This is a genomic window from Phaeobacter sp. JH20_29, from assembly GCF_048056175.1.
In the GTDB taxonomy this organism is placed as follows: domain Bacteria; phylum Pseudomonadota; class Alphaproteobacteria; order Rhodobacterales; family Rhodobacteraceae; genus Phaeobacter; species Phaeobacter bryozoorum.
In genome coordinates this window covers 94,912-118,411 of sequence record NZ_JAYMWO010000013.1, presented here as the reverse complement: position 1 = coordinate 118,411, position 23,500 = coordinate 94,912, and the positions used below count along the sequence as shown (strand labels likewise).

28 protein-coding genes are annotated in these 23,500 nt (G+C 60.4%); 15 read left to right on the top strand and 13 right to left on the bottom strand.

The features are described from left to right. Nucleotides 1–233 precede the first annotated feature (233 nt). A complete protein-coding gene (locus tag VWZ85_RS10320) occupies nt 234–629 on the bottom strand; it encodes a RidA family protein (RefSeq protein WP_340545337.1) in 396 nt (131 codons plus the stop codon). Between the two features lie 190 nt (nt 630–819). After that, the gene (locus tag VWZ85_RS10315; protein ID WP_014874404.1) at nt 820–1,083 is read right to left on the bottom strand and encodes a DUF2312 domain-containing protein; all 264 of its coding nucleotides are present in this window, start codon (nt 1,081–1,083) and stop codon (nt 820–822) included. A 233-nt stretch (nt 1,084–1,316) separates the two neighbouring features. Here VWZ85_RS10315 and VWZ85_RS10310 point away from each other — a divergent pair, with 233 nt between their 5' ends. Then, complete coding sequence (locus tag VWZ85_RS10310; RefSeq protein ID WP_416542397.1) at nt 1,317–1,535, top strand: hypothetical protein; 219 nt, start codon at nt 1,317–1,319, stop codon at nt 1,533–1,535. 116 nt (nt 1,536–1,651) lie between these two features. On the opposite strand, the gene VWZ85_RS10305 is transcribed toward VWZ85_RS10310, so the two are convergent. Then, complete coding sequence (locus tag VWZ85_RS10305) at nt 1,652–1,882, bottom strand: hypothetical protein (RefSeq protein ID WP_340545335.1); 231 nt, start codon at nt 1,880–1,882, stop codon at nt 1,652–1,654. 344 nt (nt 1,883–2,226) lie between these two features. Here VWZ85_RS10305 and VWZ85_RS10300 point away from each other — a divergent pair, with 344 nt between their 5' ends. The 4 genes from VWZ85_RS10300 (at nt 2,227) to VWZ85_RS10285 (ending at nt 4,472) form a co-directional block, all read left to right on the top strand. Next, nucleotides 2,227–3,090 carry an MBL fold metallo-hydrolase gene (locus VWZ85_RS10300; protein WP_416536162.1) on the top strand — a complete coding sequence of 288 codons (864 nt, stop codon included), beginning with the start codon at nt 2,227–2,229 and terminating at the stop codon, nt 3,088–3,090. Nucleotides 3,091–3,151: 61 nt separating this feature from the next. Beyond that, the gene (locus VWZ85_RS10295) at nt 3,152–3,580 is read left to right on the top strand and encodes a YeeE/YedE family protein (protein WP_416536164.1); all 429 of its coding nucleotides are present in this window, start codon (nt 3,152–3,154) and stop codon (nt 3,578–3,580) included. Continuing rightward, nucleotides 3,580–4,011 (top strand): DUF6691 family protein, encoded by a 432-nt coding sequence (locus tag VWZ85_RS10290; protein ID WP_416542399.1) that lies wholly within the window; start codon nt 3,580–3,582, stop codon nt 4,009–4,011. The genes VWZ85_RS10295 and VWZ85_RS10290 overlap by 1 nt, the downstream gene beginning before the upstream one ends. An 11-nt stretch (nt 4,012–4,022) precedes the next feature. After that, nucleotides 4,023–4,472 (top strand): TIGR01244 family sulfur transferase, encoded by a 450-nt coding sequence (locus tag VWZ85_RS10285; RefSeq protein ID WP_416536168.1) that lies wholly within the window; start codon nt 4,023–4,025, stop codon nt 4,470–4,472. A 201-nt stretch (nt 4,473–4,673) separates the two neighbouring features. On the opposite strand, the gene VWZ85_RS10280 is transcribed toward VWZ85_RS10285, so the two are convergent. The 5 genes from VWZ85_RS10280 to VWZ85_RS10260 all read right to left on the bottom strand — a co-directional run bounded on the left by VWZ85_RS10280 (nt 4,674) and on the right by VWZ85_RS10260 (nt 10,983). Continuing rightward, nucleotides 4,674–6,032: a FliM/FliN family flagellar motor C-terminal domain-containing protein gene (locus VWZ85_RS10280; RefSeq protein WP_416588154.1), complete on the bottom strand. Its 1,359-nt coding sequence runs from the start codon at nt 6,030–6,032 to the stop codon at nt 4,674–4,676. 81 nt (nt 6,033–6,113) lie between these two features. Then, a complete protein-coding gene (locus tag VWZ85_RS10275; RefSeq protein WP_416588151.1) occupies nt 6,114–8,792 on the bottom strand; it encodes an ATP-binding protein in 2,679 nt (892 codons plus the stop codon). Further along, a complete protein-coding gene (locus tag VWZ85_RS10270) occupies nt 8,792–9,127 on the bottom strand; it encodes a hypothetical protein (protein ID WP_416536172.1) in 336 nt (111 codons plus the stop codon). Before VWZ85_RS10270 ends, VWZ85_RS10275 begins: the two co-directional genes overlap by 1 nt. Then, entirely contained in the window at nt 9,124–9,570 is a 447-nt protein-coding gene (locus VWZ85_RS10265; RefSeq protein WP_340545327.1) for a response regulator transcription factor, read from the bottom strand. The genes VWZ85_RS10270 and VWZ85_RS10265 overlap by 4 nt, the downstream gene beginning before the upstream one ends. Before the next feature lie 99 nt (nt 9,571–9,669). After that, nucleotides 9,670–10,983: a short-chain fatty acyl-CoA regulator family protein gene (locus tag VWZ85_RS10260; RefSeq protein WP_340545326.1), complete on the bottom strand. Its 1,314-nt coding sequence runs from the start codon at nt 10,981–10,983 to the stop codon at nt 9,670–9,672. A gap of 232 nt (nt 10,984–11,215) precedes the next feature. On the opposite strand from VWZ85_RS10260, the gene VWZ85_RS10255 reads away from it, so the two are divergent. From VWZ85_RS10255 to aat, 9 genes are all read left to right on the top strand, one after another. Beyond that, on the top strand, nt 11,216–12,562 hold the full coding sequence (locus tag VWZ85_RS10255; protein WP_340545325.1) for a substrate-binding protein: 1,347 nt from the start codon (nt 11,216–11,218) through the stop codon (nt 12,560–12,562). Nucleotides 12,563–12,716: 154 nt separating this feature from the next. After that, nucleotides 12,717–13,739, top strand: coding sequence for a branched-chain amino acid ABC transporter permease (locus VWZ85_RS10250; RefSeq protein ID WP_340545324.1), 1,023 nt, complete (start codon nt 12,717–12,719; stop codon nt 13,737–13,739). A 4-nt stretch (nt 13,740–13,743) separates the two neighbouring features. After that, nucleotides 13,744–14,946, top strand: a complete 1,203-nt coding sequence (locus tag VWZ85_RS10245) for a branched-chain amino acid ABC transporter permease (protein ID WP_416536174.1) — start codon at nt 13,744–13,746, stop codon at nt 14,944–14,946. 12 nt (nt 14,947–14,958) lie between these two features. Further along, nucleotides 14,959–15,714, top strand: coding sequence for an ABC transporter ATP-binding protein (locus tag VWZ85_RS10240; RefSeq protein WP_340545322.1), 756 nt, complete (start codon nt 14,959–14,961; stop codon nt 15,712–15,714). An 11-nt stretch (nt 15,715–15,725) separates the two neighbouring features. Next, entirely contained in the window at nt 15,726–16,481 is a 756-nt protein-coding gene (locus VWZ85_RS10235) for an ABC transporter ATP-binding protein (RefSeq protein WP_340545321.1), read from the top strand. Nucleotides 16,482–16,683: 202 nt separating this feature from the next. After that, on the top strand, nt 16,684–17,220 hold the full coding sequence (locus VWZ85_RS10230; protein WP_416536176.1) for a LuxR C-terminal-related transcriptional regulator: 537 nt from the start codon (nt 16,684–16,686) through the stop codon (nt 17,218–17,220). A gap of 160 nt (nt 17,221–17,380) precedes the next feature. Beyond that, entirely contained in the window at nt 17,381–17,875 is a 495-nt protein-coding gene (gene accB / locus VWZ85_RS10225; protein ID WP_340545319.1) for an acetyl-CoA carboxylase biotin carboxyl carrier protein, read from the top strand. Between the two features lie 9 nt (nt 17,876–17,884). Then, nucleotides 17,885–19,237 (top strand): acetyl-CoA carboxylase biotin carboxylase subunit, encoded by a 1,353-nt coding sequence (accC, locus tag VWZ85_RS10220; RefSeq protein ID WP_340545318.1) that lies wholly within the window; start codon nt 17,885–17,887, stop codon nt 19,235–19,237. A gap of 128 nt (nt 19,238–19,365) precedes the next feature. Then, nucleotides 19,366–19,998, top strand: coding sequence for a leucyl/phenylalanyl-tRNA--protein transferase (gene aat, locus VWZ85_RS10215; protein ID WP_416536180.1), 633 nt, complete (start codon nt 19,366–19,368; stop codon nt 19,996–19,998). Here the strand turns inward: aat and VWZ85_RS10210 are convergent. The 3 genes from VWZ85_RS10210 to VWZ85_RS10200 form a co-directional block, all read right to left on the bottom strand. Further along, on the bottom strand, nt 19,962–20,324 hold the full coding sequence (locus tag VWZ85_RS10210) for a DUF2155 domain-containing protein (RefSeq protein WP_416538634.1): 363 nt from the start codon (nt 20,322–20,324) through the stop codon (nt 19,962–19,964). The genes aat and VWZ85_RS10210 overlap by 37 nt on opposite strands. Further along, a complete protein-coding gene (mlaD, locus tag VWZ85_RS10205) occupies nt 20,324–20,776 on the bottom strand; it encodes an outer membrane lipid asymmetry maintenance protein MlaD (RefSeq protein WP_340545315.1) in 453 nt (150 codons plus the stop codon). Before mlaD ends, VWZ85_RS10210 begins: the two co-directional genes overlap by 1 nt. 95 nt (nt 20,777–20,871) lie before the next feature. Next, nucleotides 20,872–21,258: an NADH:ubiquinone oxidoreductase subunit NDUFA12 gene (locus tag VWZ85_RS10200; protein ID WP_340545314.1), complete on the bottom strand. Its 387-nt coding sequence runs from the start codon at nt 21,256–21,258 to the stop codon at nt 20,872–20,874. A 172-nt stretch (nt 21,259–21,430) separates the two neighbouring features. On the opposite strand from VWZ85_RS10200, the gene VWZ85_RS10195 reads away from it, so the two are divergent. Then, on the top strand, nt 21,431–21,718 hold the full coding sequence (locus VWZ85_RS10195) for a hypothetical protein (RefSeq protein WP_340545313.1): 288 nt from the start codon (nt 21,431–21,433) through the stop codon (nt 21,716–21,718). A 29-nt stretch (nt 21,719–21,747) separates the two neighbouring features. Here VWZ85_RS10195 and VWZ85_RS10190 read toward each other — a convergent pair whose 3' ends face one another. Then, nucleotides 21,748–22,107, bottom strand: coding sequence for a RidA family protein (locus VWZ85_RS10190; RefSeq protein WP_340545312.1), 360 nt, complete (start codon nt 22,105–22,107; stop codon nt 21,748–21,750). 106 nt (nt 22,108–22,213) lie between these two features. After that, the gene (clpX, locus tag VWZ85_RS10185) at nt 22,214–23,482 is read right to left on the bottom strand and encodes an ATP-dependent Clp protease ATP-binding subunit ClpX (RefSeq protein WP_340545311.1); all 1,269 of its coding nucleotides are present in this window, start codon (nt 23,480–23,482) and stop codon (nt 22,214–22,216) included. Nucleotides 23,483–23,500: the final 18 nt, after the last annotated feature.

Genomic DNA, 23,500 nt, shown 5'->3' with positions numbered 1-23,500 from the left:
GACGTTTTTCTTAGCCTGCCCTGCCGATCCTCTACTCAAGGTGTTAAAAACAAAAACGAAAACCGCGCCGCCCAGAATATGGGCAGGCGCGGCATCCCTCAATCTACCCGCGCGCTCGGGGCAGTATTGGTGTCAAAAAAGGTCAGGAAAACTGATCTAAAACAGCGCCCGCAGCGCTGCCAACAGGACCATTCGCATGGAGAGATTCAGCGCGCGGCTAAGCCCCAGCCACCTCAGGCAAGCATGGCCGTCGCTTCGATCTCGATCTTGGCACGGTCTTCCACCAGGTCTGCAACAACGACCATTGTCATGGCTGGAAAATGATAACCCATCACCGCACGATAGGCGGCGCCAACCTCCGCCTGATGGGCCAGATACTCCGCCTTGTCGGTGACATACCAGGTCAGCCGGGTGATATCGCTGGCCTGCCCGCCTGCCTGCTGCACCACGGTCAGGATATTCTGAAGCGCCTGGCTCATCTGGCCGATGAAGTCATCGGTTTCAAACACCTGATCGGCAGTCCAGCCAATCTGGCCACCGACGAACAACATCCGCCCCTCGCCGATCATGCCATTCGCATAGCCTTTTGCAGGTTTCCAGCCATCGGGGTGCACGTTGATTGTGGGCATTGGGGACTCCTGCATCGGCGGACGGGGGACAATTATCCGCCAATATCGGTCACCTAAGATAATACTTCAAGCTTAAAATTTACAGACCTAAAGCATAACCGGGATCAAAGGCCCAGAAACAACAAAGCCCCCCGCATTGGCGGAGGGCCGATGTCGTCACCTTGCAGTCACGCGCGGTCTGAGGCCGCCGTTACATGCCAAGCGCTTCTTTATACATTTCAAGAACCGCTTCTTCCTCGGCGATATCGTCCTTGTCTCGCTTGCGCAGGGCGATCACCTTGCGGATCACCTTGGTGTCATAGCCGCGCGCTTTGGCTTCGGCCATGATCTCTTTCTGCTGCTCTGCGAGATCTTTTTTCTCGGCATCCAGACGCTCGAACCGTTCGATAAACTGGCGCAATTCACCAGCGGTCACACGGTAGCTGTCGCTTTTTTCGTCTTCGGTCATATCCATCGTGGGCTCCGTCGGCAAAGGGTAGACATTCGGATCAGCCCTCCAGATACAAGTGCGCACCTCAGTCCGCAAGCAGTGATAGGACAATCCCGCGCAGCGCCCGCCCCAATAGGCAAAATCTGCCACATACCATAACCCACCAGGCCCGCGCGGGTTGCCCCGGGCGCAGCAATCCGATAGGCGCTGCCCCTGAAAACGACCGGCGCATTGGCGCGCCGCCATCGGAGAGTGCGATGTACGAGATTCTGGTTTGGGCTGGTGCGGCTGTATCTGTGGCCGGTCTTTTTGGGCTGATGTGGAGCGTTCTGCGCGTGATGCAGGCCAAACGTCAGAAGCTGGACGACGACGCCCTGCGGGCCGTCATCCAAAAGGTCCTGCCCTATAATCTGGGCGCGCTATTCCTGTCGGTTATCGGCCTGATGCTGGTCATGCTGGGGCTCAGCCTGGGCTAAGCCCCGCCTTGCGGTGGCGCCGTTTTCTCCACCGTGTCGGTGACGCACTGCCCCCCGGGCAGGCCGACCGTGACCATGACAGGCCAGCGGCTGACCGCCGGACACAGCGCCATCTTTCAAACCGGCATATTGTCGAACATATCCTCGGCGGATTCCTCGCTAAGGATCTGCTCCAGTCGCACCATGCGGGTCGGCACACGCCCACCCGCCACACGCAGACGTGCCAATGTCCGGTTAAAATCAGGATGCAGCGCAAGCCGATCCTGGCGATGTGCGGCCAATATCTTGCGTTCGAGCCCTTCGGCCCGCTGTATCAGACTGTCGATCCTGCTATTGTCGTTGGTCATTCCACACTCCTCCCTAGAGCCTGCGCGGCGGGCATCACCCGCGCCGCAACACGGGGGTATGAACCGGGACGGAGAGGGCTGAACAACGCCCTTCTGCCCGCTCCCGACACCCCTTGTGTTCTGCACAAGGCATCGCGGTTCACCTCACCACAATCGCCACAGTAGCATAGTATCCGCAGCATGACTTTGAGCGAGATCAACCATAGCGAGAAAATGAGCAGGTACAAGCCAGGGCACCGACCCGGCGCCCTGATTTACGGTCGATTTTTCGCAGCCCCGGGTGAATGCCCACTTGAACATATTCATTATTTAATATATGTAAAAGACACAGCAGGAGGGTCCCCATGAAGCCGATCGTCAAAGCCTTTTTTGATGAACAGACAAATACCGTATCCTATGTGGTGCGGGAGCCGGACGGCAGCGCCTGCGCGCTGATCGATTCCGTGCTGGATTTTGATCATGCCGCAGGGCGCACCGATACCCGGTCCGCTGATGAGATGATTGCCTGGGTCAAGGCCGAAGGGCTGCGGGTGGAATGGATCCTCGAAAGCCACGTTCATGCCGACCACCTGTCGGCAGCGCCCTATCTTCAGGAACAGCTGGGCGGGAAGATAGGCATTGGTGCCAATATCACGCTGGTACAGGACACTTTCGGCAAGGTGTTCAACGAAGGCACCGAGTTTCAGCGCGACGGCAGCCAATTCGACGCATTGTTCAAACATGGCGATAGTTTTCACATCGGCCAGATGCGCGGCGACGTGCTGCACACACCGGGCCATACCCCGGCCTGCCTCACCTATGTGATTGGCGACGCAGCCTTTGTCGGTGATACGCTGTTCATGCCGGACTTCGGCACCGCCCGCTGCGATTTTCCGGGTGGATCCTCTGAGGCGCTGTTTCAATCCATCCAGAAAATTCTCGCCCTACCCGATGAGACCCGAATCTTTGTCGGTCACGATTACAAGGCGCCCGGCCGCGACGACTATGCCTGGGAAACCACCGTTGGAGAGCAGAAGGCGCTCAACATCCATATCGGTCAGGGCCGTCCCATCGAGGAGTTCGTGGCCATGCGGGATGCCCGCGACGCCACTCTGGCCATGCCCCGGCTGATCCTGCCATCACTCCAGGTCAATATGCGGGCCGGCCGGATGCCAGAACCGGAGGACGACGGCCATGTCTACCTCAAGGTGCCGATCGACAAGCTTTGATCGGGCCTGACACACACTGCGCCGAACTGGGCACAAGCGGCCATAAACAAGGGATATCACGATGAATGCAGATTGGATCTGGGGACTGATTGGCGGTGCGCTGATCGGCACAGGCGGGGCAGTTTATCTGCTTGGCAACGGCCGTATCATGGGCGCCAGCGGCATCCTTGGCGGGCTGATCGACGGCAGCGGGCGCAATACGTCGGGCGAGCGCATCGCGTTCATCGCCGGTGTCATTCTGGTGCCGCTGGTGATCTGGCTGACCGTGGCCGACGCCCCTGACACCCATCTGACCAGCAACACCGTGGTGATCATCGCAGCGGGCCTGCTGGTTGGTCTTGGCACCCGTATCGCCAATGGCTGCACATCCGGCCATGGCGTCTGCGGCATATCGCGGCTGTCACTGCGCGGGCTGGTGGCAACTCTCATCTACATTCTTGCAGGCGCCGTGACATTGGCCCTGTTTCGTCATCTCTGGGGGCTGATCTAATGCGGGTACTGCTGTCCTTCGTCGCCGGCGGTTTTTTTGGTCTGGGACTGTTTCTGTCAGGGATGACCGACACGCAAAAGGTCCAGGGCTGGCTGGATATCTTTGGCAACTGGGACCCCACGCTGGCCTTCGTAATGGGCGGCGCGATCCTGCCAATGGCAGTGGCCTGGCAACTGACAGACGGACGCCGCCCACTGGTCGGTGGCTCCTTTCCCAGCCTGCCACGCCAGGAACTGGACAGGCGCCTGGTGATCGGTTCGGTCCTCTTCGGGATGGGCTGGGGGCTTGCCGGTCTCTGCCCCGGACCAGCAATGGCCTCGCTCAGCTATGGTGGGTTTGGAGGCGTCATTTTCCTGGTCTCGATGGGCGCCGGCATGATTGCGGCACCGCCCGTCGTCCAGCGACTGGACCGAACCGCAGCAAGCACGTAAAAGACAGATCCATGGATGCACGCACATTGACCCCCCGCTATTCCGTCTCGCCGCAGATTTCGGTTGAGGACCTGCCACAGCTGGCCGAGGCCGGTTTCACCACGGTGATCTGCAATCGGCCCGATGCCGAGGTACCGCCAAGCCATCAGGCCGAGGCTATCCGCGCCGCCGCTGAGGCGCAGGGGCTTCGGTTTGAGGTGCTTCCCCTGACCCACCAGACCATGACGCCTGAGAATGTTGCACAGCAACAGGCCTTTATTGAGGCTTCCGAAGGTCCGGTTCTGGCCTACTGTGCCTCGGGCACGCGCTGCTCGGTCATCTGGGCCCTTGGGCAAGCGCCTGTGATGCCGGTGGATGAAATCCTCGCCGCAACCGCGCAGGCGGGCTATCAGCTGGACGGGCTCCGGCCGACTCTGATCGCCGTCGCAACCCAATCCGCCCTTGCCGAAGGCGACAGCTGACGTCGTGGCCAAAGCCCGCAACGCCAGATAAGCTTCGCCATATAAGCATATGAAAAATAAAGACAGTGCCGATCGTGCACTGTCTTTTTTGTTTCTGTCGATAGCGGGTGTTCAGCTGAGCTTTCGAAAGGGTGGCATTGCCGCGCACCGTGCGGAGACTGGCAGGACAGCATCAGGCGCGATGGGATTGCGTTATCGCGGTCAGCCGGTACCGCTGTTCAGCCCGGCCAGATCGGAGATTTCCATCGCGGCGGCGTCGGCGTTGAACTCGCCCAGCCCATCTCCCAGCCCATCTCCGAATCCATCACCCAGACCGTCCCCCATGGGCATCGCGCCAAGGTCCGGCAATTCGCCAAGATCCGGCAGATCACCAGACATCGCATCACCAAGACCGTCGCCAAGCCCATCACCGAGGCCATCGCCCATTGGCATTCCGCCGAAATCGCCGCCAAGGTCGGCTCCAAGATCACCGCCGAAATCCCCAAGATCGCCGCCCATATCGCCAAGCCCATCACCTAGCCCACCCATGCCGCCCATCGGGTCTTGCAACCCGTCGGCCGCAATGGAGAGATCCAGCGTCGGAGGTTCATGGTCGAGCGCAGCGGCATCGCCGCCCATATGAGTTGAGAATGAGCCCTGATCGGCCGCACTATCATTCACAAGTTTGGTCCGGGGATCTGTCAGCCGCACGGCGCGGGCGCCATTCATCTGCCCCAGACGTCCCTGCGCAACGGCTTGGCCGCTGATCGAGATCATTTCCGTCTCATAGAGATAGGCCTGATCCAGCGGCAGAAGATCCCCCTCCTCAAGCGAGGAGAATTCATTTGCGGGGATCTTCATCTTGCAGAGGATCGCGCGCAGCTCTGCACGCATTGACCCCATGTTGCTGCCCAGTGACGGACCCGCAGCATGGGCCGATTGCCCGGCCTGCCCCAGATCCTCCGGCGTGGGTTCCGGCAGGATCAATGTCAGCCCGCCCTGCATGGCACCGCAGGCCAGATCCAGCGTCAGCTCAATCACCCGGTAATCTTCAGCCTCAAGACCCAGAACGAGGCTGCGCACATCCTCTACCTGCGCGCCGAAACGGTAGCCGGAGAAGATCGCCTCATCCTTTTGCTGGGCCAGCATGGAGACCACCTTGGCAAAGGTGCGCTCAAGAAAATCGGCAACCATGGCCGCGTCTGTCGGGGTGTAATTACGTTCGCTCGGCGCCTTGCCCAGAACCTGCCCCATGGTCTGCTGCTGAATGAGGGCGGTCACGGTTGGCGCGTCCAGTGTCGCAGCACCGATACGCCCGTTCGGCCCGTCCAATACCACCAGCAGATGCTTGTCCGACAGATGCGGTGGCAGATCTTCCGGAACACGGTTGGACTGGCGCGCGGCCAGCACAGCGACCGGCAGATCACACAGATCCGCCGCCGCCCGCGCAATCGAGCGGCGCAACGCCTTGAGGGTCAGGGAGCTGGTAAGCCCGCCTTTGCCTTCTTTGGTGGCGGCCAATTTGCGAGCCAATACGCCGCTGCCACCAGTCGCTGCCGATTCCGATTTCGTTTCAGACATAGGTTGTAAACCTGCCCCTCTCGCACCGCTTTGCCATAGGTCTACCCCAAGAGTGGTTACCAATAACTTTACGATAAACAGTTAAACCGGGTTTTCCCGACGAAGAGGTAAGGAAACCTGAAACGCGCCGCCGACCTCATCCGATAGGTAGGCCACATCACCGCCGAGTCGCTGCATGATCTCGCGACAGATCGCCAAACCAAGACCGGCACCGCCTGCACGTTCTGGGCTAACTCGCGAGAATTTCTCGAAAATCATGGTCCGAAACTCCGCCGGGATTCCCTGCCCATTGTCGATGAAGTCAATGAACAACCAGTCACCGCTCTGCCGCGCCATGATACGCAGCTGCGGCTCTGACGCGGTGCAGTATTTGTCGGCATTGGCGATCAGATTGATAAACACCTGTGCCAGCCGGTCCAGATCCGATGACAGCCGCATCTCATCCGTCGCCGTATCACGCTGAACTTTCAGCCGCGCGGAACCATCCGCCAGCGCGGTTGCCTCCGCATGATCCAGCACATCGCCGAGCCGCCCGGCGCTGATGTTGAGGCTGACCTGACCGTTTTCCAACACGCTCAGATCCAGCAGATCGTTCAGCAGACGGGTCAGCCGCTGCGCCTCGTCATGGATGATACCAGCATAGCGGCTGTGATCACGGGGTTCGAGGTTCTCAGTGTCGCGCAGGATTTCGGAGAAGGCGCGAATAGAAGTCATCGGCGTACGCAATTCATGGCTCACCTGGCTAAGAAACGCATCCTTCTGCTGCGATAGCTGGGTCAGCTTTTCGTTTGTTTCCTGAAGCTTGCGCGCGGTTCTTGACAGCTCTTCAGATTGCGCTTCAAGCCGGTTGGAATACTCGAGGATCTGCGCTGTCTCATCCGCCACAGCCAGCAGATCCTGCACCGACACCGACGATCCCCCCACAATCTGCCCCACCATGGCGTGGGCCGCCGCCGCCCCGATCGAGGCGCTGAGTTCGCGTTCCAGCCGCTCCAGAAACGCAGGCGTCGGCTCCGGCAACGGACCACGCCCTCCCTGCCGCGCCAATTCGCTCTGAAAGAACTGCTGAGCCTCGCCCGCGCCCAGAATACGCTGCGACATGATCATCAGATCCTCGCTTTGCGCAACCGAGCCGGTCCAGCCGCGCGGCCCCGACGAATGATCGAACACATGAACAAACTGCGCGCCCTGTAACCGCTCCAAAGGGCTCGGAAAGGTCAGCAATGATCCGATAAGAAACGCCGCCGTGTTCAAGGCCATCGACCAGAGCACCGCATGGACCGTGGGATCAAGGCCCTCGATCCCAAAGAGCGCATGTGGCCGCAACCAGGATAGGCCCAGCAGCCCCTCGGCCAGCACCCGCGCGGGCAACAGCCCACCGCCAAGCTCCGGCAGCAGCATTGTATAAAGCCAGATCGCAAAGCCGACCGACAGGCCGGCCAGCGCACCGCTGCGCGTGGCGCCGCGCCAGAACAGGCCCCCGACAAGGCTCGGCAGCATCTGGGAGATACCGGTAAAGGAGATCAGACCGATGGCGGCCAGCGCCGCACCGCCGCCTGACAGCGTGTAATAGAAATACCCCAGCGCCATGATGCCTGCGATGGACAGACGTCGCGACAGCAGCACCACATGCCGCACATCCCCCGAGACCGAGGCGCCCACCTCCTGCCAGCGCAGCCAGATCGGCATCACGATATGGTTCGACACCATCGTCGACAGCGCCATTGCAGCCACAATGGCCATGGATGTTGCCGAGGAAAACCCGCCAAGGAAAGACAGCATCGCCAACCCTTGCTGCCCCTGCGCCAGCGGCAGGGTCAGCACGAACAGATCCGGATTCGACCCGGCCGGGAGCAACTCCAGCCCGATGACCGCAATCGGCACCACGAAGATCGAGATCAACAGCAGATAAAGTGGAAACGCCCAGGCCGCGACCCGCAGGTGGCGTTCATCCTCATTCTCGACCACCATGACCTGAAACATACGCGGCAGGCAGACAAAGGCGGCGGCAGACAGGAATGTAATGGTGGCCCAGCGACCGCCATCGACCTGCCACTGACCTATGCTGGAGGCGTCAATCCGCGCCATCGTCTCGCCCACACCACCCGCCACTCCCCAGACCACAAAAATGCCCACCGCCAGCAGGGAGATCAGTTTTACCACGGCCTCAAGCGCGACGGCGGTGACAACACCATGATGGCGTTCGTTGGCGTTGAGATTGCGCGTACCAAACAGAATGGCAAAGGCCGCAAGCCCCGCCGCCACCCAGAACACCGTCTGCGTTTCATTGACGCTGCGCAGCGGATCAGCCTCGGCAAAGATCGAGAAAGACAGTGTAATGGACTGCAATTGCAGCGAAATATAGGGGGTCGTACCAATCACCGCCAGAATCGTGACGCCAATCGCCAGAAGGTTCGACTTGCCATAGCGCGCAGACAAGAGGTCAGCGATAGAGGTGATCCGCTGGCTGCGGCCGACCCGTACCAGCTTGCGCAGCCCCCACCACCAGCCGACCATTACCAGCGTCGGGCCGAGGTATATGGTGATAAACTCCAGTCCCGAACGTGCCGCATAGCCCACGGCGCCATAGAAGGTCCAGGCCGTGCAGTAGATCGACAGCGACAGCGTATAGATCAGCGGAGATCGCATCCATCTGGCGGCGCGACCGTGGCTGGCATGGCGGTCCGCCGCAAAGGCGACGATGAACAGAAGGGCGACATATCCCAGACAGACCAGCGCCAGAACATTGAGTGACGCCATCAGTCTGCGTCCCCGCCTCGGCGCGGCTCGCCACCCTCTGTCCAATGTTCCGCCCAGCGGCGCACCGCCAGCGCAAAGCCGAAGCTGGCCAGGATCAGCCCCGCCCAAACGACCAGGATATAGATCATCGCCCGCGACAGGGGCATACCCGACACCGTGTCGGGGGCCGGATAGGGATCAGGGTCAGGCCACATCAGCGGTACCGCAAACAGCAGCGCGCCGAGCACCGGCAAGAATCGTGCGACATCCATCAGGCGACGGCGGCGGTAGGTCTTGCGCTCGACAAACGGCGCCGCGGTTTCACCCTCGCCTTCGGCCCCGTCGCCACGGATCATCCCTGGCGGGCCTGTTCGGCCAGATCGGCAGCGGCGGCAGCCGCCGCATCAGACAGTTTGGCCCGGTTCTGGGCAGCCTGCGCGTGCAGATCCCGCACAGCGGTCAGCACCTCATTGTTGGAAAACGGTTTGGTCATGAACCGCGTAACTCCGGCCTGTTCGGCCATCTCCCGGTCGCGCAGCTGCCCCCTTGCGGTCAGCATCAGCACCGGCAACCCCGGCAATCGCGCGCTCTCGCGCAGCTCGCGGATAATCTCCAGGCCGCTTTTGCCCGGCAACATCAGATCCAGGATCACCAGATCCGGCTTGGCTGCACAGATCACCTCTACCGCATCACTGCCATCGGCATGGCTGTCCACCTGCCAGCCGTCGCGGGTCAGCAGAAACCGGATTGCTTCGGTGATATTCGGCTCGTCTTCGACCAGAACAACATGCCTGCCCATTGTGTGGATAGTCCTCCCCTACGCCCGAACCTTCGCGGGGTCATTGCCCCCAGGCGCCTCCGTCCCTGGCGCAACAGTAGCGCTGCGCTTGCGCCGCTGTCAAAACTCTTCCTTCAGGATCGACGGCTCGCGCCGCGCCACACAGTCGCGGCGCGAACAGATCCGGCAGCTCGCGCCGACCGGCTGAGCGGTCTCGGCCACGTCACGCTTGGGCAGGATCAGCATCACAGCATGATACAACGGATCACTGTCGAAATCCGGTCGCTGATGCGGCCAGGAAACCGCCAGACAATCAAACCCGACTGCATTGCGCCCCTGTTGCACCACATCGCGGCGCACGGGTTCCTGCGGCCGCGACAGCGCCGTGTAAAGCGGCCAGAGCGGACAGGAGGCTCCAAAACGCGGCAGGGCGAACCCGGTAACAGGCTTGCGGAACAGGATCGACCCCGAGGCATCGCAGATCACCAGCCCTGCCTCCTGCCCCAGAACTTCAGGCGGCAAGGCCCCAAGCCGCCGCAGCACCGTCGGCAGGTCACAGTCGAACGCACGCGCCAGGGCGACGGGGGCCACGCCATCGCGGGCAAGCCGCTCGGCCAAATCTGTCAGCGGCATCGCCTCGGCATCGGCGCAATATTGCAGCAGCCCGGCGCGGGCAATGGCGGTTCCGGCGGCGCTGACCAGCTCATCGGCCTGCGACAGCAGCGCCTCGATCAGCCCGGGGCGGGCGGCCACATCCGCAACTTCCAGTTCCACAAAGTGGTGCTCATGAGCGGCAAAGAACTGCTCCGCCTCTTCCTGGGGCATCCCCCGCCGTTCGACCGATGTGTTGCTCTCATCAAGAAAATTAACCAGCGCGCGGCTGCTCTCGGCCAGACGCCGGGAATCCTCGTTGAGGTTCTTGTGGAACCGATCCCGCCATTCGGCCTCCAGCTCGCCGGTTTCGGCGAGGATCGAGGCAGTCGACCGGATGGCGGCAGCGGTAGACAGCACCTCATGCAGCGAAGCCGCCAGCTGAGGATCATGTGTCAGCCGGTCCGACAACGTCTGGACCGTCCGTTCCAAGCTGGCAATCCGCAGTCGGCCCTGGGCCAGAACCTCGGCCCAGCCGGGAAAGCGGCCCGCAAATTCGTCTACCCGGTCAAGTTCGGCCACAGGTCGGGTGAGATCAGCCGCCGCCTCCCGCAGGGTCGCCAGCAACGCCACCTCTGCCCCTTCGGTCAGCATGGAGGGTTCAACCGCCAGCACCCGTGCAAGATCCACCAGCAGCTTACCGCCGATTCTGCGGCGATTGTGTTCAATCAGGTTCAAATAGGAGGCCGAGATATCGACCAGCCGGGCCAGCTCCGCCTGACGCAGTCCCAACATCAAGCGCCTCTCCCGGATACGGCTTCCTGTCAGCGTGTCACGGCCCATGGCAATGCCCCCTCTCAAAAACACGGTGGATCAAGGGTTTTCTGCAACGCAACATAAGTTTCTTTACAAAAAATCCTTAACACCTGTTCATTTCTTTACAGAATAAACCTGCATTTCAAGGGTTTTATTGCGCAATTTTACAAGCCGCGCCCATACTGATTTTGCACGAAAACGTGCGGGCGCCAGCGGAAGTGAGGAGCTGTTGTCGTCATTACACAAATGGGAGGATTACATGTCCAAGACTGACGTATCACGTCGCGGAGTCCTGAAGACCGGCGCCCTGGCAGGTGCCGGCGTTGCGCTTCCGACAATCTTTACCGCATCGTCTGCTGCGGCGTTTACCAACGAACCGACCGGCAGCAGCGTGACGCTGGGCTTCAACGTTCCGCAAACAGGCCCCTATGCCGACGAAGGCGCGGACGAGCTGCGCGCCTACAAGCTGGCGGTCGAACATCTGAATGGCGGCGGCGACGGCGGCATGATGAACACCTTCTCGTCCAAGTCGCTACAGGGCAACGGTATCCTGGGCAAAGAAGTCAAATACGTCACCGGCGACACTCAGACAAAATCTGACGCCGCCCGTGCCTCCGCCAAGTCGATGATCGAAAAGGACGGTGCCGTAATGATCACCGGTGGCTCGTCCTCCGGTGTTGCGATTGCCGTGCAGGGTCTCTGCCAGGAGGCCGGCGTGATCTTCATGGCGGGTCTCACCCACTCCAACGACACCACTGGTAAAGACAAGAAAGCCAATGGCTTCCGTCACTTCTTCAACGGTTACATGTCCGGCGCTGCCCTGGCGCCGGTGCTGAAGAACCTCTACGGCACTGACCGGAACGCCTATCACCTGACGGCGGATTACACCTGGGGCTGGACCCAGGAAGAATCCATCGCCGCCGCCACCGAGGCCCTGGGCTGGAACACCGTGAACAAGGTGCGCACGCCGCTGGCTGCAACCGACTTCTCGTCCTACATCGCCCCGGTTCTGAACTCCGGCGCGGATGTGCTGGTGCTGAATCACTATGGCGGCAACATGGTGAACTCGCTGACCAACGCGGTTCAGTTCGGCCTGCGTGAAAAGGTTGTAAACGGCAAGAACTTCGAGATTGTCGTACCGCTCTATTCGCGTCTGATGGCGAAAGGTGCGGGCGAGAACGTGAAGGGCATCCACGGCTCCACCAACTGGCACTGGTCGCTGCAGGACGAAGGCTCGCAGGCATTCGTACGTTCCTTCGGGTCCAAGTATGGCTTCCCGCCCAGCCAGGCCGCGCATACCGTCTACTGTCAGACCCTGCTATATGCAGATGCGGTGGAACGCGCGGGTTCGTTCAACCCCTGTGCGGTTGTCGAAGCCCTCGAAGGGTTCGAATTCGACGGTCTGGGCAACGGCAAGACGCTCTATCGCGCCGAAGACCACCAGTGCTTCAAGGACGTTCTGGTTGTGCGCGGCAAGGAAAACCCGACCTCGGAGTTCGACCTGCTTGAAGTGGTCGAAGTGACCCCGGCAGCGCAGGTGACTTACCCGCCGGATCACCCGATGTTTGCAGGCGGTGCCCTGGGCACCTGCAACAGCGGCGCCTGATCGCGATAACCGGGGCGGGCACTCTCAACGGTGCCCGTCCCGTCACTCTCCCGGCTTGACCCTGCCCGACATGTCTAGACGACAGGACCAGCGCCAGCGGCGCTGAACAGCCGACTTATGCCAATTCCAGACGGACCAACCGAAGGTGGGGACAATGGACGCAATCCTATTGCAAATCTTGAACGGGCTCGACAAGGGCTCGGCCTATGCGCTGATCGCGCTGGGTCTGACACTCATCTTTGGCACGCTCGGCGTGGTGAACTTTGCCCATGGGGCGCTGTTCATGATCGGCGCGTTCTGTGCGGTCACCGTGCAACGCGTCCTGAGCCTCAGCTTTGAAACCGTGGATGAAACCCAGAAGGATTTTCTGGGCAATCCGCTCAAGGTGAAAACCCCCTATGTGGAGAGTTGGTTCGGCCCCGAGGTGGGCGGTGCCATCGTCGACTGGGCCGTGCCGTTGGCGATCCTATTTGCCATCCCGATCATGATTACGGTTGGCTATGTGATGGAACGCGGGCTGATCAAGCATTTCTACAAGCGCCCCCATGCGGATCAGATTCTGGTGACCTTTGGCCTCGCCATCGTGTTGCAAGAGGTGGTGAAATATTTCTACGGCGCCAACCCGATCCAGACGCCTGCGCCCGATGCGCTGAACGGCGTGATCAATCTGGGTGCGATCATCGGCCTCGACATCATCTATCCGGTCTGGCGCGTGGTCTATTTCGGCTTTGCCCTTGTGATCATCGGCGGCATCTTCTCCTTCCTGCAGTTTACCACATTCGGCATGGTGGTGCGCGCCGGTATGGCCGACCGTGAAACCGTCGGGCTGCTGGGGATCAATATCGACCGCCGCTTCACCATCATGTTCGGCATCGCGGCCGCCGTCGCGGGACTGGCCGGCGTTATGTACACACCGATCAACTCCCCCAACTACCACATGGGTATGGATTTCCTGGTGCTGAGCTTTGTGGTGGTGGTTGTCGGAGGTATGGGATCGCTGCCCGGCGCCGTGCTTGCAGGGTTCCTTCTTGGTGTGCTCGAAAGCTTCGCCTCGATGAATGAAATTAAATCCCTGATCCCCGGTATCGACCAGATCATCATCTATGTGGTCGCAATCATCATTCTGCTCACCCGCCCTCGAGGCCTGATGGGCCGCAAAGGTGTGATGGAGGACTAAGCACATGTTCGCACTCAACAAAAAAGACAAGACGCTGCTGCTGGTCGTTGCCATCCTGACCCTGTTTGCACCGTTCATCCTGAACCCCTTCCCGACTGGCAGCGCCCTGGCGCAGTTCAACGCGGGCTACCCGGACCTGATGCAGCGGTTTGTGATCTTCGGGATCTTTGCCATCGGCTTCAACATTCTCTTTGGCCTCACCGGCTACCTGTCCTTTGGTCATGCCGCCTTCCTTGGTGTGGGATCCTATTCAGCGGTCTGGATGTTCAAGCTGCTCAGCATGAACGTGGTTCCGGCCATCGTGCTGTCGGTGATCGTCGCGGGTCTGTTTGCACTGGTGATCGGCTATGTCAGCCTGCGCCGCTCCGGCATCTACTTCTCGATCCTGACGCTGGCATTCGCGCAGATGTCCTTCAATCTGGCCTATTCGGTGCTGACCCCAATCACCAATGGCGAGACCGGCCTGCAGCTGACGCTGGATGACCCGCGCATTCTGGGCGTGTCGGCGACCGCTGATGGCTCGATCCCGGTGACCAGCCTCTTTGGCCTGGAGATGCGCTCGACCTTCGAGATGGTCGTGGGTCCGTGGGCCTTCCAGTTCAACGCGGGCTACTACCTCTGCGCACTGATCCTGCTGGCCGCATTCTACCTGTCGATCCGTATCTTCCGCTCGCCCTTTGGTCTGATGCTGAAGGCGGTGAAATCGAACCAGCAGCGGATGAACTACACCGGCCTGAACACGCGGCCCTACACGCTGGCTGCCTTTGTGATCTCGGGCATGTATGCCGGTCTGGCTGGCGGCCTGATGGCCTCAATGGACCCGCTGGCAGGCGCCGAACGGATGCAGTGGACCGCCTCTGGTGAAGTGGTTCTGATGACAATCCTCGGCGGAGCAGGCACCCTGATCGGGCCGGTTCTGGGCGCAGGGTTCATCAAATACTTCGAGAACATCTTCTCCAAGATCAACGACAACGTCCTGCACAGCTGGTTCAGCTTCATGCCCGACGGGATCGAGGATGCGATGGTCTTCATCGTCCACCCCTTCATCGGCAAGGGCTGGCACCTGACGCTGGGCATCCTGTTCATGCTGGTTGTGATCTTCCTGCCCGGTGGCCTGGTCGAAGGCGGACAGAAGCTGCGCGGCTGGATCCAGGGGCGCAAACACGAAAAAGACAGCCCCTCGGGCAAAACTGAACCTGCGGAATAAGGAGCAAGACCAATGGGTATCCTTGAAGTCAAAAACGTAGGCAAACGGTTCGGCGGCCTTCAGGCGCTGTCAGAGGTGAACCTCAGCGTGCGCGAAAACACGGTCCATGCCATCATCGGCCCCAACGGTGCAGGCAAATCGACCCTTCTGAACTGCCTGGTGGGCAAACTGATCCCGGATACAGGGTCGGTGATGTTTGACGGCAAATCCGTTCTGGGCCGCGCGCCCTATGAGATCAACCAGATGGGCATTTCCCGCGTCTTCCAGACGCCAGAGATCTTTGGCGACCTCTCGGTGCTGGAGAACATGATGATCCCCTGCTTTGCCAAACGCGACGGCGCCTTTGAGATGAATGCGATCAGCGCCGTCTCCAGCCAGCGCGACATTCTGGAAAAGGCAGAGCATATGCTGGAGGAGATGAACATGGCCGACAAACGGCACATGAACGCGGCCTCCATGTCACGCGGGGATAAGCGACGGCTTGAGATTGGCATGTGTCTGTCACAAGAACCGCGCCTCCTGTTGCTGGACGAACCCACAGCGGGCATGGCGCGGGCCGATACCAACAACACCATTGATCTGCTGAAACAGATCAAGTCCGAGCGCGACATCACCATCGCGATCATCGAACACGACATGCACGTCGTATTCTCGCTGGCGGACCGGATCACCGTGCTGGCGCAGGGCAAACCACTGGTGGAGGATGATCCGCAAAACATCAAAGGCAACCCGAAGGTGCGCGAAGCCTACCTCGGCGAGTCGGCGTAAGGAGATCACAGATGAACGTCAAACCCGACTTTTCCAAACACGCCAACCACGCCACCACGGCCCCGGCCTTTCTCTCGGTCTGGGACATGCACGCCTATTACGGCGAGAGCTACATCGTTCAGGGCATTTCCTTCAATGTGCATGAAGGTGAGATCCTGGCGCTTCTGGGTCGCAACGGCGCTGGCAAGACTTCGACCCTGCGTTCCATCGCGCGCACGGGTTCACCGATGGTGACCAAGGGCGAAATCTGGCTCGATCATCAGCCACTGCACACGATGTCCTCGCATGAGGCTTCGGCGGCGGGCCTGGGTCTGGTGCCGGAAGATCGCCGCATCATCCCCGGCCTGACGGTTGAGGAAAACCTGCAGCTGGCCCAGATCGCCCCGCCCATCGGCTGGTCGATCGAACGTTTATATGAGCTGTTCCCGCGTCTTGGCGAGCGGCGCAAGCAAGAGGGCGTGACCCTCTCCGGTGGGGAGCAGCAGATGCTGGCCATCGCCCGCGCGCTGGCCCGTGACATCAAGGTGCTGCTGCTCGACGAACCCTATGAAGGTCTGGCCCCCGTGATCGTCGATGAGATCGAAAAGACCCTCATCCACATCAAACAGCAGGGCATCACCACCGTCATCGTCGAACAGAACGCGGTGCGCGCCCTGGAACTGGCCGACCGCGCGGTGATCCTCGACACCGGCGGCATCGTCTTTGATGGCTCAGCGGCCGAGGTTCTGGAAAACGAGGAACTGCGCGCCGAATATCTGGCCATCTGATCCAAACACTCCCCGTCGGGTCGGTACGAATGGCCGACCTTGGCACCTTGGGGCTGATGCCAGTGCATCAGCCCTTTTTTTGGTGCCGCATCCGCGCGGAATCCCGGACAATGAAGGCCTGCCACCACGAGACAGATCGGCACTGGCGCCTATCCGACGGAATTCGCTTTGCTTTGCACAATAACAGCGGTTATCTGCCCGCATGACCGATCTCGCCTTTGAATTTGCCCCGGTGGGGCTGGCTTTGCTTGACAAACGGGTGATCCAGCGCTGCAACCGGCAGTTTGCCGAAACCTTTGGCGGCGACAGCGCCAGTTATGTCGGCCTGCCCATCGCCGAGCTTTACCCCAGTCAGGAAGACTTCCAGCGGATTGGAGATCGGCTGCAACAGGCGGATGCGCAATCCGGCCACTATAACGACGAACGGATCATGCGCCGTCGCAACGGCGATCTGTTCTGGTGCCGGGTGCGCGGGCGGTCGCTGACACCGGAGCAGCATTTTCGCAGCGGTGTCTGGAGCTTTGCCGATATTTCAGACGACCGACCGGTGGTCAGCCTCACCCCGCGCGAGCGGGATGTCGCGATCCTTACCTGTCGCGGGCTGTCGGCCAAGGAAATCGGTGCGGAACTGAACCTTTCGTATCGCACGATAGAAACCCATCGCGCCCATCTCCTGGTCAAATTCTCCGCCCGCAAGCTGCCGGAACTGGTGGCAAAACTGACCGGAATGCCGCTCTGAGCTCTGATCTGCGCGACGAGATTGCAAATCCTGCCAATGGCGCTCATGTTAGCGGCTATCTTGTCAGCGCTTTCCTTGTGGTAAAGCATACCCTATAAGCGCCTTCAATTCTTATGCCCGTAGGGATCTGCGGGCCTGTCGGAACCGGCTGAGGACAACAATGACAAATAAGACCCACGAAGCAGACGTATCCTTCATCAAAGCGCTGGCGGAACTGCTGCGCGACAATGATCTGACCGAATTGCAGGTTAAACGTGACTACGGCGAAGACGACAGCCTGAACGTGCGCGTATCGCGCCAGACCATGGCCGCGGCCCCTGTACAGGCTTATGCCGCACCGGCCCCGGTGGCCGCGGCAGCTGCCCCGGCGGCCGCCGCCCCTGCCGCAGCACCCGCCGCCGCAGAGGATCCCGCCAGCCACCCCGGCGCCGTTCCCTCGCCGATGGTCGGGACCGTCTACACCCAGCCCGAACCGGGCGCGCCGACCTTTGTAAAAGTTGGCGATCAGGTGGCCGAGGGCGATACCCTCTTGATCGTCGAAGCCATGAAGACCATGAACCACATCCCGGCCCCGAAGGCCGGCACCATCAAGCGTATCCTCGTCGAAGACGGCGCAGCGGTCGAATTCGGAACGCCGCTGGTCATCATCGAGTAAGGGTCCAACATGTTTGATAAGATCCTGATTGCCAACCGAGGTGAGATCGCGCTGCGCGTGATCCGCGCCTGCCGGGAAATGGGCATCAAGTCGGTTGCCGTGCATTCCACCGCTGACGCGGATGCGATGCATGTTCGCATGGCCGACGAATCCGTCTGTATCGGCCCGCCGTCCGGCACCCACAGCTACCTGTCGATCCCCGCCATCATCTCCGCCTGCGAGATCACCGGTGCTCAGGCGATCCATCCCGGCTATGGCTTCCTTTCGGAGAATGCCAATTTCGTTCAGATCGTCGAAGACCACGGGCTGACCTTTATCGGCCCCACCGCGGAACATATCCGCGTCATGGGCGACAAGATCACCGCAAAGGACACCATGAAGGATCTGGGCGTGCCCTGCGTGCCCGGCTCCGATGGTGGTGTACCGGATCTGGAAACTGCCAAGAAAATTGGCGAGGACATCGGCTATCCGGTGATCATCAAGGCCACCGCCGGCGGTGGCGGACGTGGCATGAAGGTAGCCAAGACCGCCGCCGACATGGAACAGGCCTTCATGACTGCCCGCGCCGAAGGCAAAGCCGCCTTTGGCAACGATGAGGTCTATATCGAGAAATACCTGACTACACCGCGCCACATCGAGATCCAGGTCTTTGGCGACGGCAAGGGCAATGCCGTGCATCTGGGCGAGCGCGACTGTTCGTTGCAGCGGCGCCACCAGAAGGTTTTCGAAGAGGCTCCCGGCCCCTGCATTACCCCAGAGGAACGCGCGCGGATCGGCAAGACCTGTGCGGATGCTGTTGCAAAGATCAATTACATTGGCGCTGGCACCATCGAGTTCCTCTATGAAAACGGTGAATTCTACTTCATCGAGATGAACACCCGCCTGCAGGTGGAACACCCGGTCACCGAGAGCATTTTCGGTGTCGATCTGGTGCGCGAGCAGATCCGGGTCGCCGAAGGCCTGCCGATGTCGTTCACCCAGGACGATCTGGAGATCAACGGCCACTCGATCGAGGTGCGGATCAACGCCGAGAAACTGCCGAACTTCTCGCCCTGTCCGGGCAAGATCACCCAGTATCACGCCCCCGGCGGGCTGGGTGTGCGGATGGATTCGGCGCTTTACGACGGCTATTCGATCCCGCCCTACTACGACAGCCTGATTGGCAAGCTGATCGTGCATGGCCGCGACCGGCCAGAGGCCTTGGCGCGTCTCAGCCGTGCCCTTGGAGAGCTGATCGTGGATGGTGTCGACACCACCGTTCCGCTGTTCCACGCGCTGCTCGAAGAGAAGGATATCCACACCGGGCAATACAATATTCATTGGCTGGAAAAATGGCTGGAAACCAATCTCGGTAACGCCTGATCATTTGGGGCGGCCTTGCGGGGCCGCCTTTTTTCTTTCCCGCTGCCCGATTTTTAGCCCTGCCCTTTGCCTTGTATCATCGCGTTTTCCATTTCCCCGAACCCACTATCCCATTTTAGACTAGCCTTATGACCCTCACGCCAGAACTGCTGCTTCACGCCTATTCCGTCGGCGTTTTTCCCATGGCCGAGAGCCGGGACGACCCCGACGTTTTCTGGGTAGATCCGAAGCGGCGCGGCGTGTTCCCGATCGGTGGATTTCATCTGTCGCGCTCGCTGGCCAAAACCCTGCGAAAGGGGGGGCATGAAATTGCCGTGAACCGGGATTTTGCCGCAGTGCTTGACGGCTGTGCCGATCGCGCCGAGACATGGATCAACCCAGAAATCCGCGCCCGCTACATTGATCTGCACCAGCAGGGCAACGCCCATTCGCTTGAGGTTTATCACGCAGGTGAGCTGACAGGCGGCGTCTATGGGGTTGTGCTGGGCGGTGCGTTCTTCGGTGAGAGCATGTTCTCCCGGCGCCGGGACGCGTCAAAGATCGCATTGGCCTATCTGATGGATCGGCTGCAACAGACGGGTTTCACCCTCTGTGACACGCAGTTCCTGACGCCGCATCTCGCCTCTCTCGGCGCGGTCGAGATCAGCCGGGCGCGCTATCGCCGCCAATTGCGGGAGGCGCTGGATATTGACGCGGATTTTACCGCCGCCCCCCTGCCCACGCCTCAGGCGTTGGTGCAGCGCATCACCCAGATATCATAGCGGCTGTGATCCAGCGCGTTCAAAGCCGGGCTTGACGCGATCATCCAGCCGTCAAAATAAACCGTGGCATCATTGGGATTGCGCACCGTCACATAGGCATAGGCATCGCCGGTTGGGTTGTCGGCAGGAAAGCGGCATTCCTGCAGGCTGACGATCACGCCAAATATCTCAGCGCTGCCGCCCACCGGAATTTCCAGATCCTGCGTCTGACCATTGACCTTGTCGAGGCCGCGCAGAACGGCGGAGGTGCCATTTTCAGCAGCCCCCTGCGCGCAAGCGACACCCGTGGCTGTCACAAGTGCAAAAAGCGCCGCAATCAGACGCATCAGCCTTCGTCTCCGCTGCCTGCAACAAATTTCACCAGAAGCGAGATCAGGCTGACCGCGCCCTGAGTGTCCTCCACCGCGTCCCCCGCCTCAAAGGCAAAGGGCGATCCGCCGGGCATCACCTCAACGAAGTTGCCGCCAAGCAGGCCTTCGGAAGAAATCACCACCGCGCTGTCGTCGGGGATCTCGATCCCTTCCTTGACGGAGAACCGGGTATCGGCACGAAAGGTCTGCGGGTTCAGTTCAACACCGGTGACCGTGCCGATCTTGACACCGGCAAGACGGACATCGGTGCCAACGCTCACCCCTTCCAGAGACCGAAACGAGGCGTTCAGCTCATAAGCAGAGCCGGCGCGCGACAGACCGGCAGCCTGACCGGCATAGACGGCAAATCCGATGGCAGCGGCCAGAACCAGCCCACCTGCCAAAACCTCGGTAGTGTTATGCGACATGCTGTTTCAGCCCCTGCCTTTGGATGGGTCGACACCTGTGCCAACCGGCCAGCGCCGCTGGCGACGCTGTTGTCTCGATCAGATGTGACCGATGCTTATTCCGGCGACCATGCTTCATAGTCGCTGCGTTCCTTGGGAGCTCCGGCTGCGCGGATCGACCCGGCCGGCGCATAGGCCAGCATGGTGCCGGTCAGGTTTTCCTGATGCGGCTTTTCCCAGGGTTTATGCGCCAGAGGTTTTTCGGACGGCACTTCGTCAAACGTGCGGTGCAACCAGCCATGCCAATCTGCCCCGATGCGCGAGGCCTCAACCTCGCCGTTGAACATCACCCAGCGCTTGCTGTCGTCGGCATTGCGATAATACACGTTGCCCTGATCGTCCTCACCCACCTTGGTGCCCTTACGGGCGGTGAAGATACGCGTATTCAGGGTCGAGCCGTTCCACCAGGTCACAGCCCGCAAGAGAGAGTTCAGGATTCCCATCGGTTCCTCCGAAAATTTCGCTTCTGATATGGCGCAATTTACCGCCAAGGTCCAGACACGCTGCACCCGCCCATGGGGATTGTCGCAAAACTTCTCGGGCATTTGCACAATCGGGCCATAATTGCCGCCTAAGATGCGCGTGAATTCTTAACATCCGATAGCGAGGCCGCCCGTGCGCTTCATCCTTTCTCTGGTCGCAACCCTTATTGTCGCCGTTACTGTGCTGGACCTGATGCAGGTGACCAGCCTGATGATCCACGGCGACCGTGCCCAGCAGGGGCCAAAGACGATCCGCCTGACCGAACCGGATGAAGGAGATTGGCAGCAGATGACAATGAAAACGCTGGACGCGGCGAAATCCATGCTGGGCCTGGATGCAGACCCAGAGAAAAGCGAGTTGCAGAAGCTGATGGAGCGGCGCCGCAAGGAAACCGCCCCTATGCGTAGTTTCGAGTTCTAGCCCGCAGTCGGCCCAGGCCAGAGTTCCCCTTAGGCCGACGCCAGGGCCGTTACCTCGATCTCGATCCGAAACTTGGGATCAATCAGCCCGCATTCGATCATCGTGGCAGCTGGCGGGTTATCGCCAAAGGTCTGCGCCAACAGCGGCCAGCAGGGCTCGAACTCAGCGCGATCGGGCAGGTAGTAGTTCACCCGTACCACATCGGCAAAACTGCTGCCCGCCTGCTCAAGCGCGGCGCCAATGATATTAAGCGCTGACTGGCACTGCGCGACCACGTCGTCCCCCTGTCCCACGGTGCCTGCCACATGCACAAAGCCGCCCGCAACCACGGCGCGGCAATAGCCGATCTTGGCCTCAAATTCGCCTCCGGAGGAAATGCGTTTGATCATGTTCTCTGTCTCTTTCTTACCGAAAATCACATGGAAAAGCGGCGCAAGGTTACCCTCACGCCGCCTTTCAATCATCTCAGCTCTGCCATTGGCATCGCTACAAAGCTTAACCAGCTGTCGCCGACTCTTTTTCGGCGTCGGCGTGGATCATCAGCGGTTGTGCGTCCGAGTTCACAGCCTCTTCGTTCACGACCACTTTCTCGACGCTGTCCATTCCCGGCAGCTCAAACATGGTGTCGAGCAGGATATCCTCCAGAATGGAGCGCAGACCACGGGCGCCGGTTTTGCGTTCGATCGCTTTCTTCGCAATCGCACTCAGCGCTTCCTCGGTAAAGTCCAGCTCGGTATCTTCCAGCTCGAACAGGCGCTGATACTGTTTGACCAGAGCATTCTTCGGCTTGGTCAGAATGGTGATCAGCGCGTCCTCATCCAGATCTTCCAGTGTTGCCAGAACCGGCAGACGGCCGACGAATTCCGGGATCAGGCCGAATTTCAGCAGGTCTTCAGGTTCAAGCTTCTTGAAGGTTTCACCGACACCCGCATCGCTGTCATCACGCACATCCGCGCCAAAGCCCATGGCCGAGCCCTTGCCGCGCTGTTTGATGATCTTGTCGAGACCGGCGAAGGCACCACCGCAGATGAACAGGATATTGGTGGTGTCCACCTGCAGGAATTCCTGCTGCGGATGCTTACGCCCGCCCTGCGGCGGCACGCTGGCCACGGTACCTTCCATCAGCTTCAGCAGCGCCTGCTGCACCCCCTCGCCCGACACGTCGCGGGTGATCGAGGGGTTTTCCGACTTGCGGGTGATCTTGTCGACCTCGTCGATGTAGACAATGCCGCGCTGCGCACGTTCGACGTTGTATTCCGACGCCTGCAACAGCTTGAGAATGATATTCTCGACATCCTCGCCCACATAACCGGCTTCGGTCAGCGTGGTCGCATCCGCCATGGTGAAGGGCACATCCAGAATACGCGCCAGCGTCTGCGCCAGCAGCGTCTTGCCGCAGCCGGTTGGGCCGATCAGCAAAATGTTGGATTTTGACAATTCGATGTCCGAACCCGCCTTCTGAGCGTGATTCAGGCGCTTGTAGTGGTTGTGCACCGCAACAGACAGCACCCGCTTGGCCATTGCCTGACCGATCACATAATCGTCAAGGACCTCGCAGATGTCCTTCGGCGTCGGAACGCCGTCGGTGGACTTCAGCCCGGAGGCCTTCGTCTCTTCGCGGATGATGTCCATGCACAGTTCGACGCATTCGTCGCAGATGAACACGGTTGGGCCCGCAATAAGCTTGCGTACCTCATGCTGGCTCTTGCCGCAGAAGCTGCAATAAAGCGTGTTCTTACTGTCGCCGCTTGAGTTCGTTGCCATGGTCTACCTTTCCGTCCA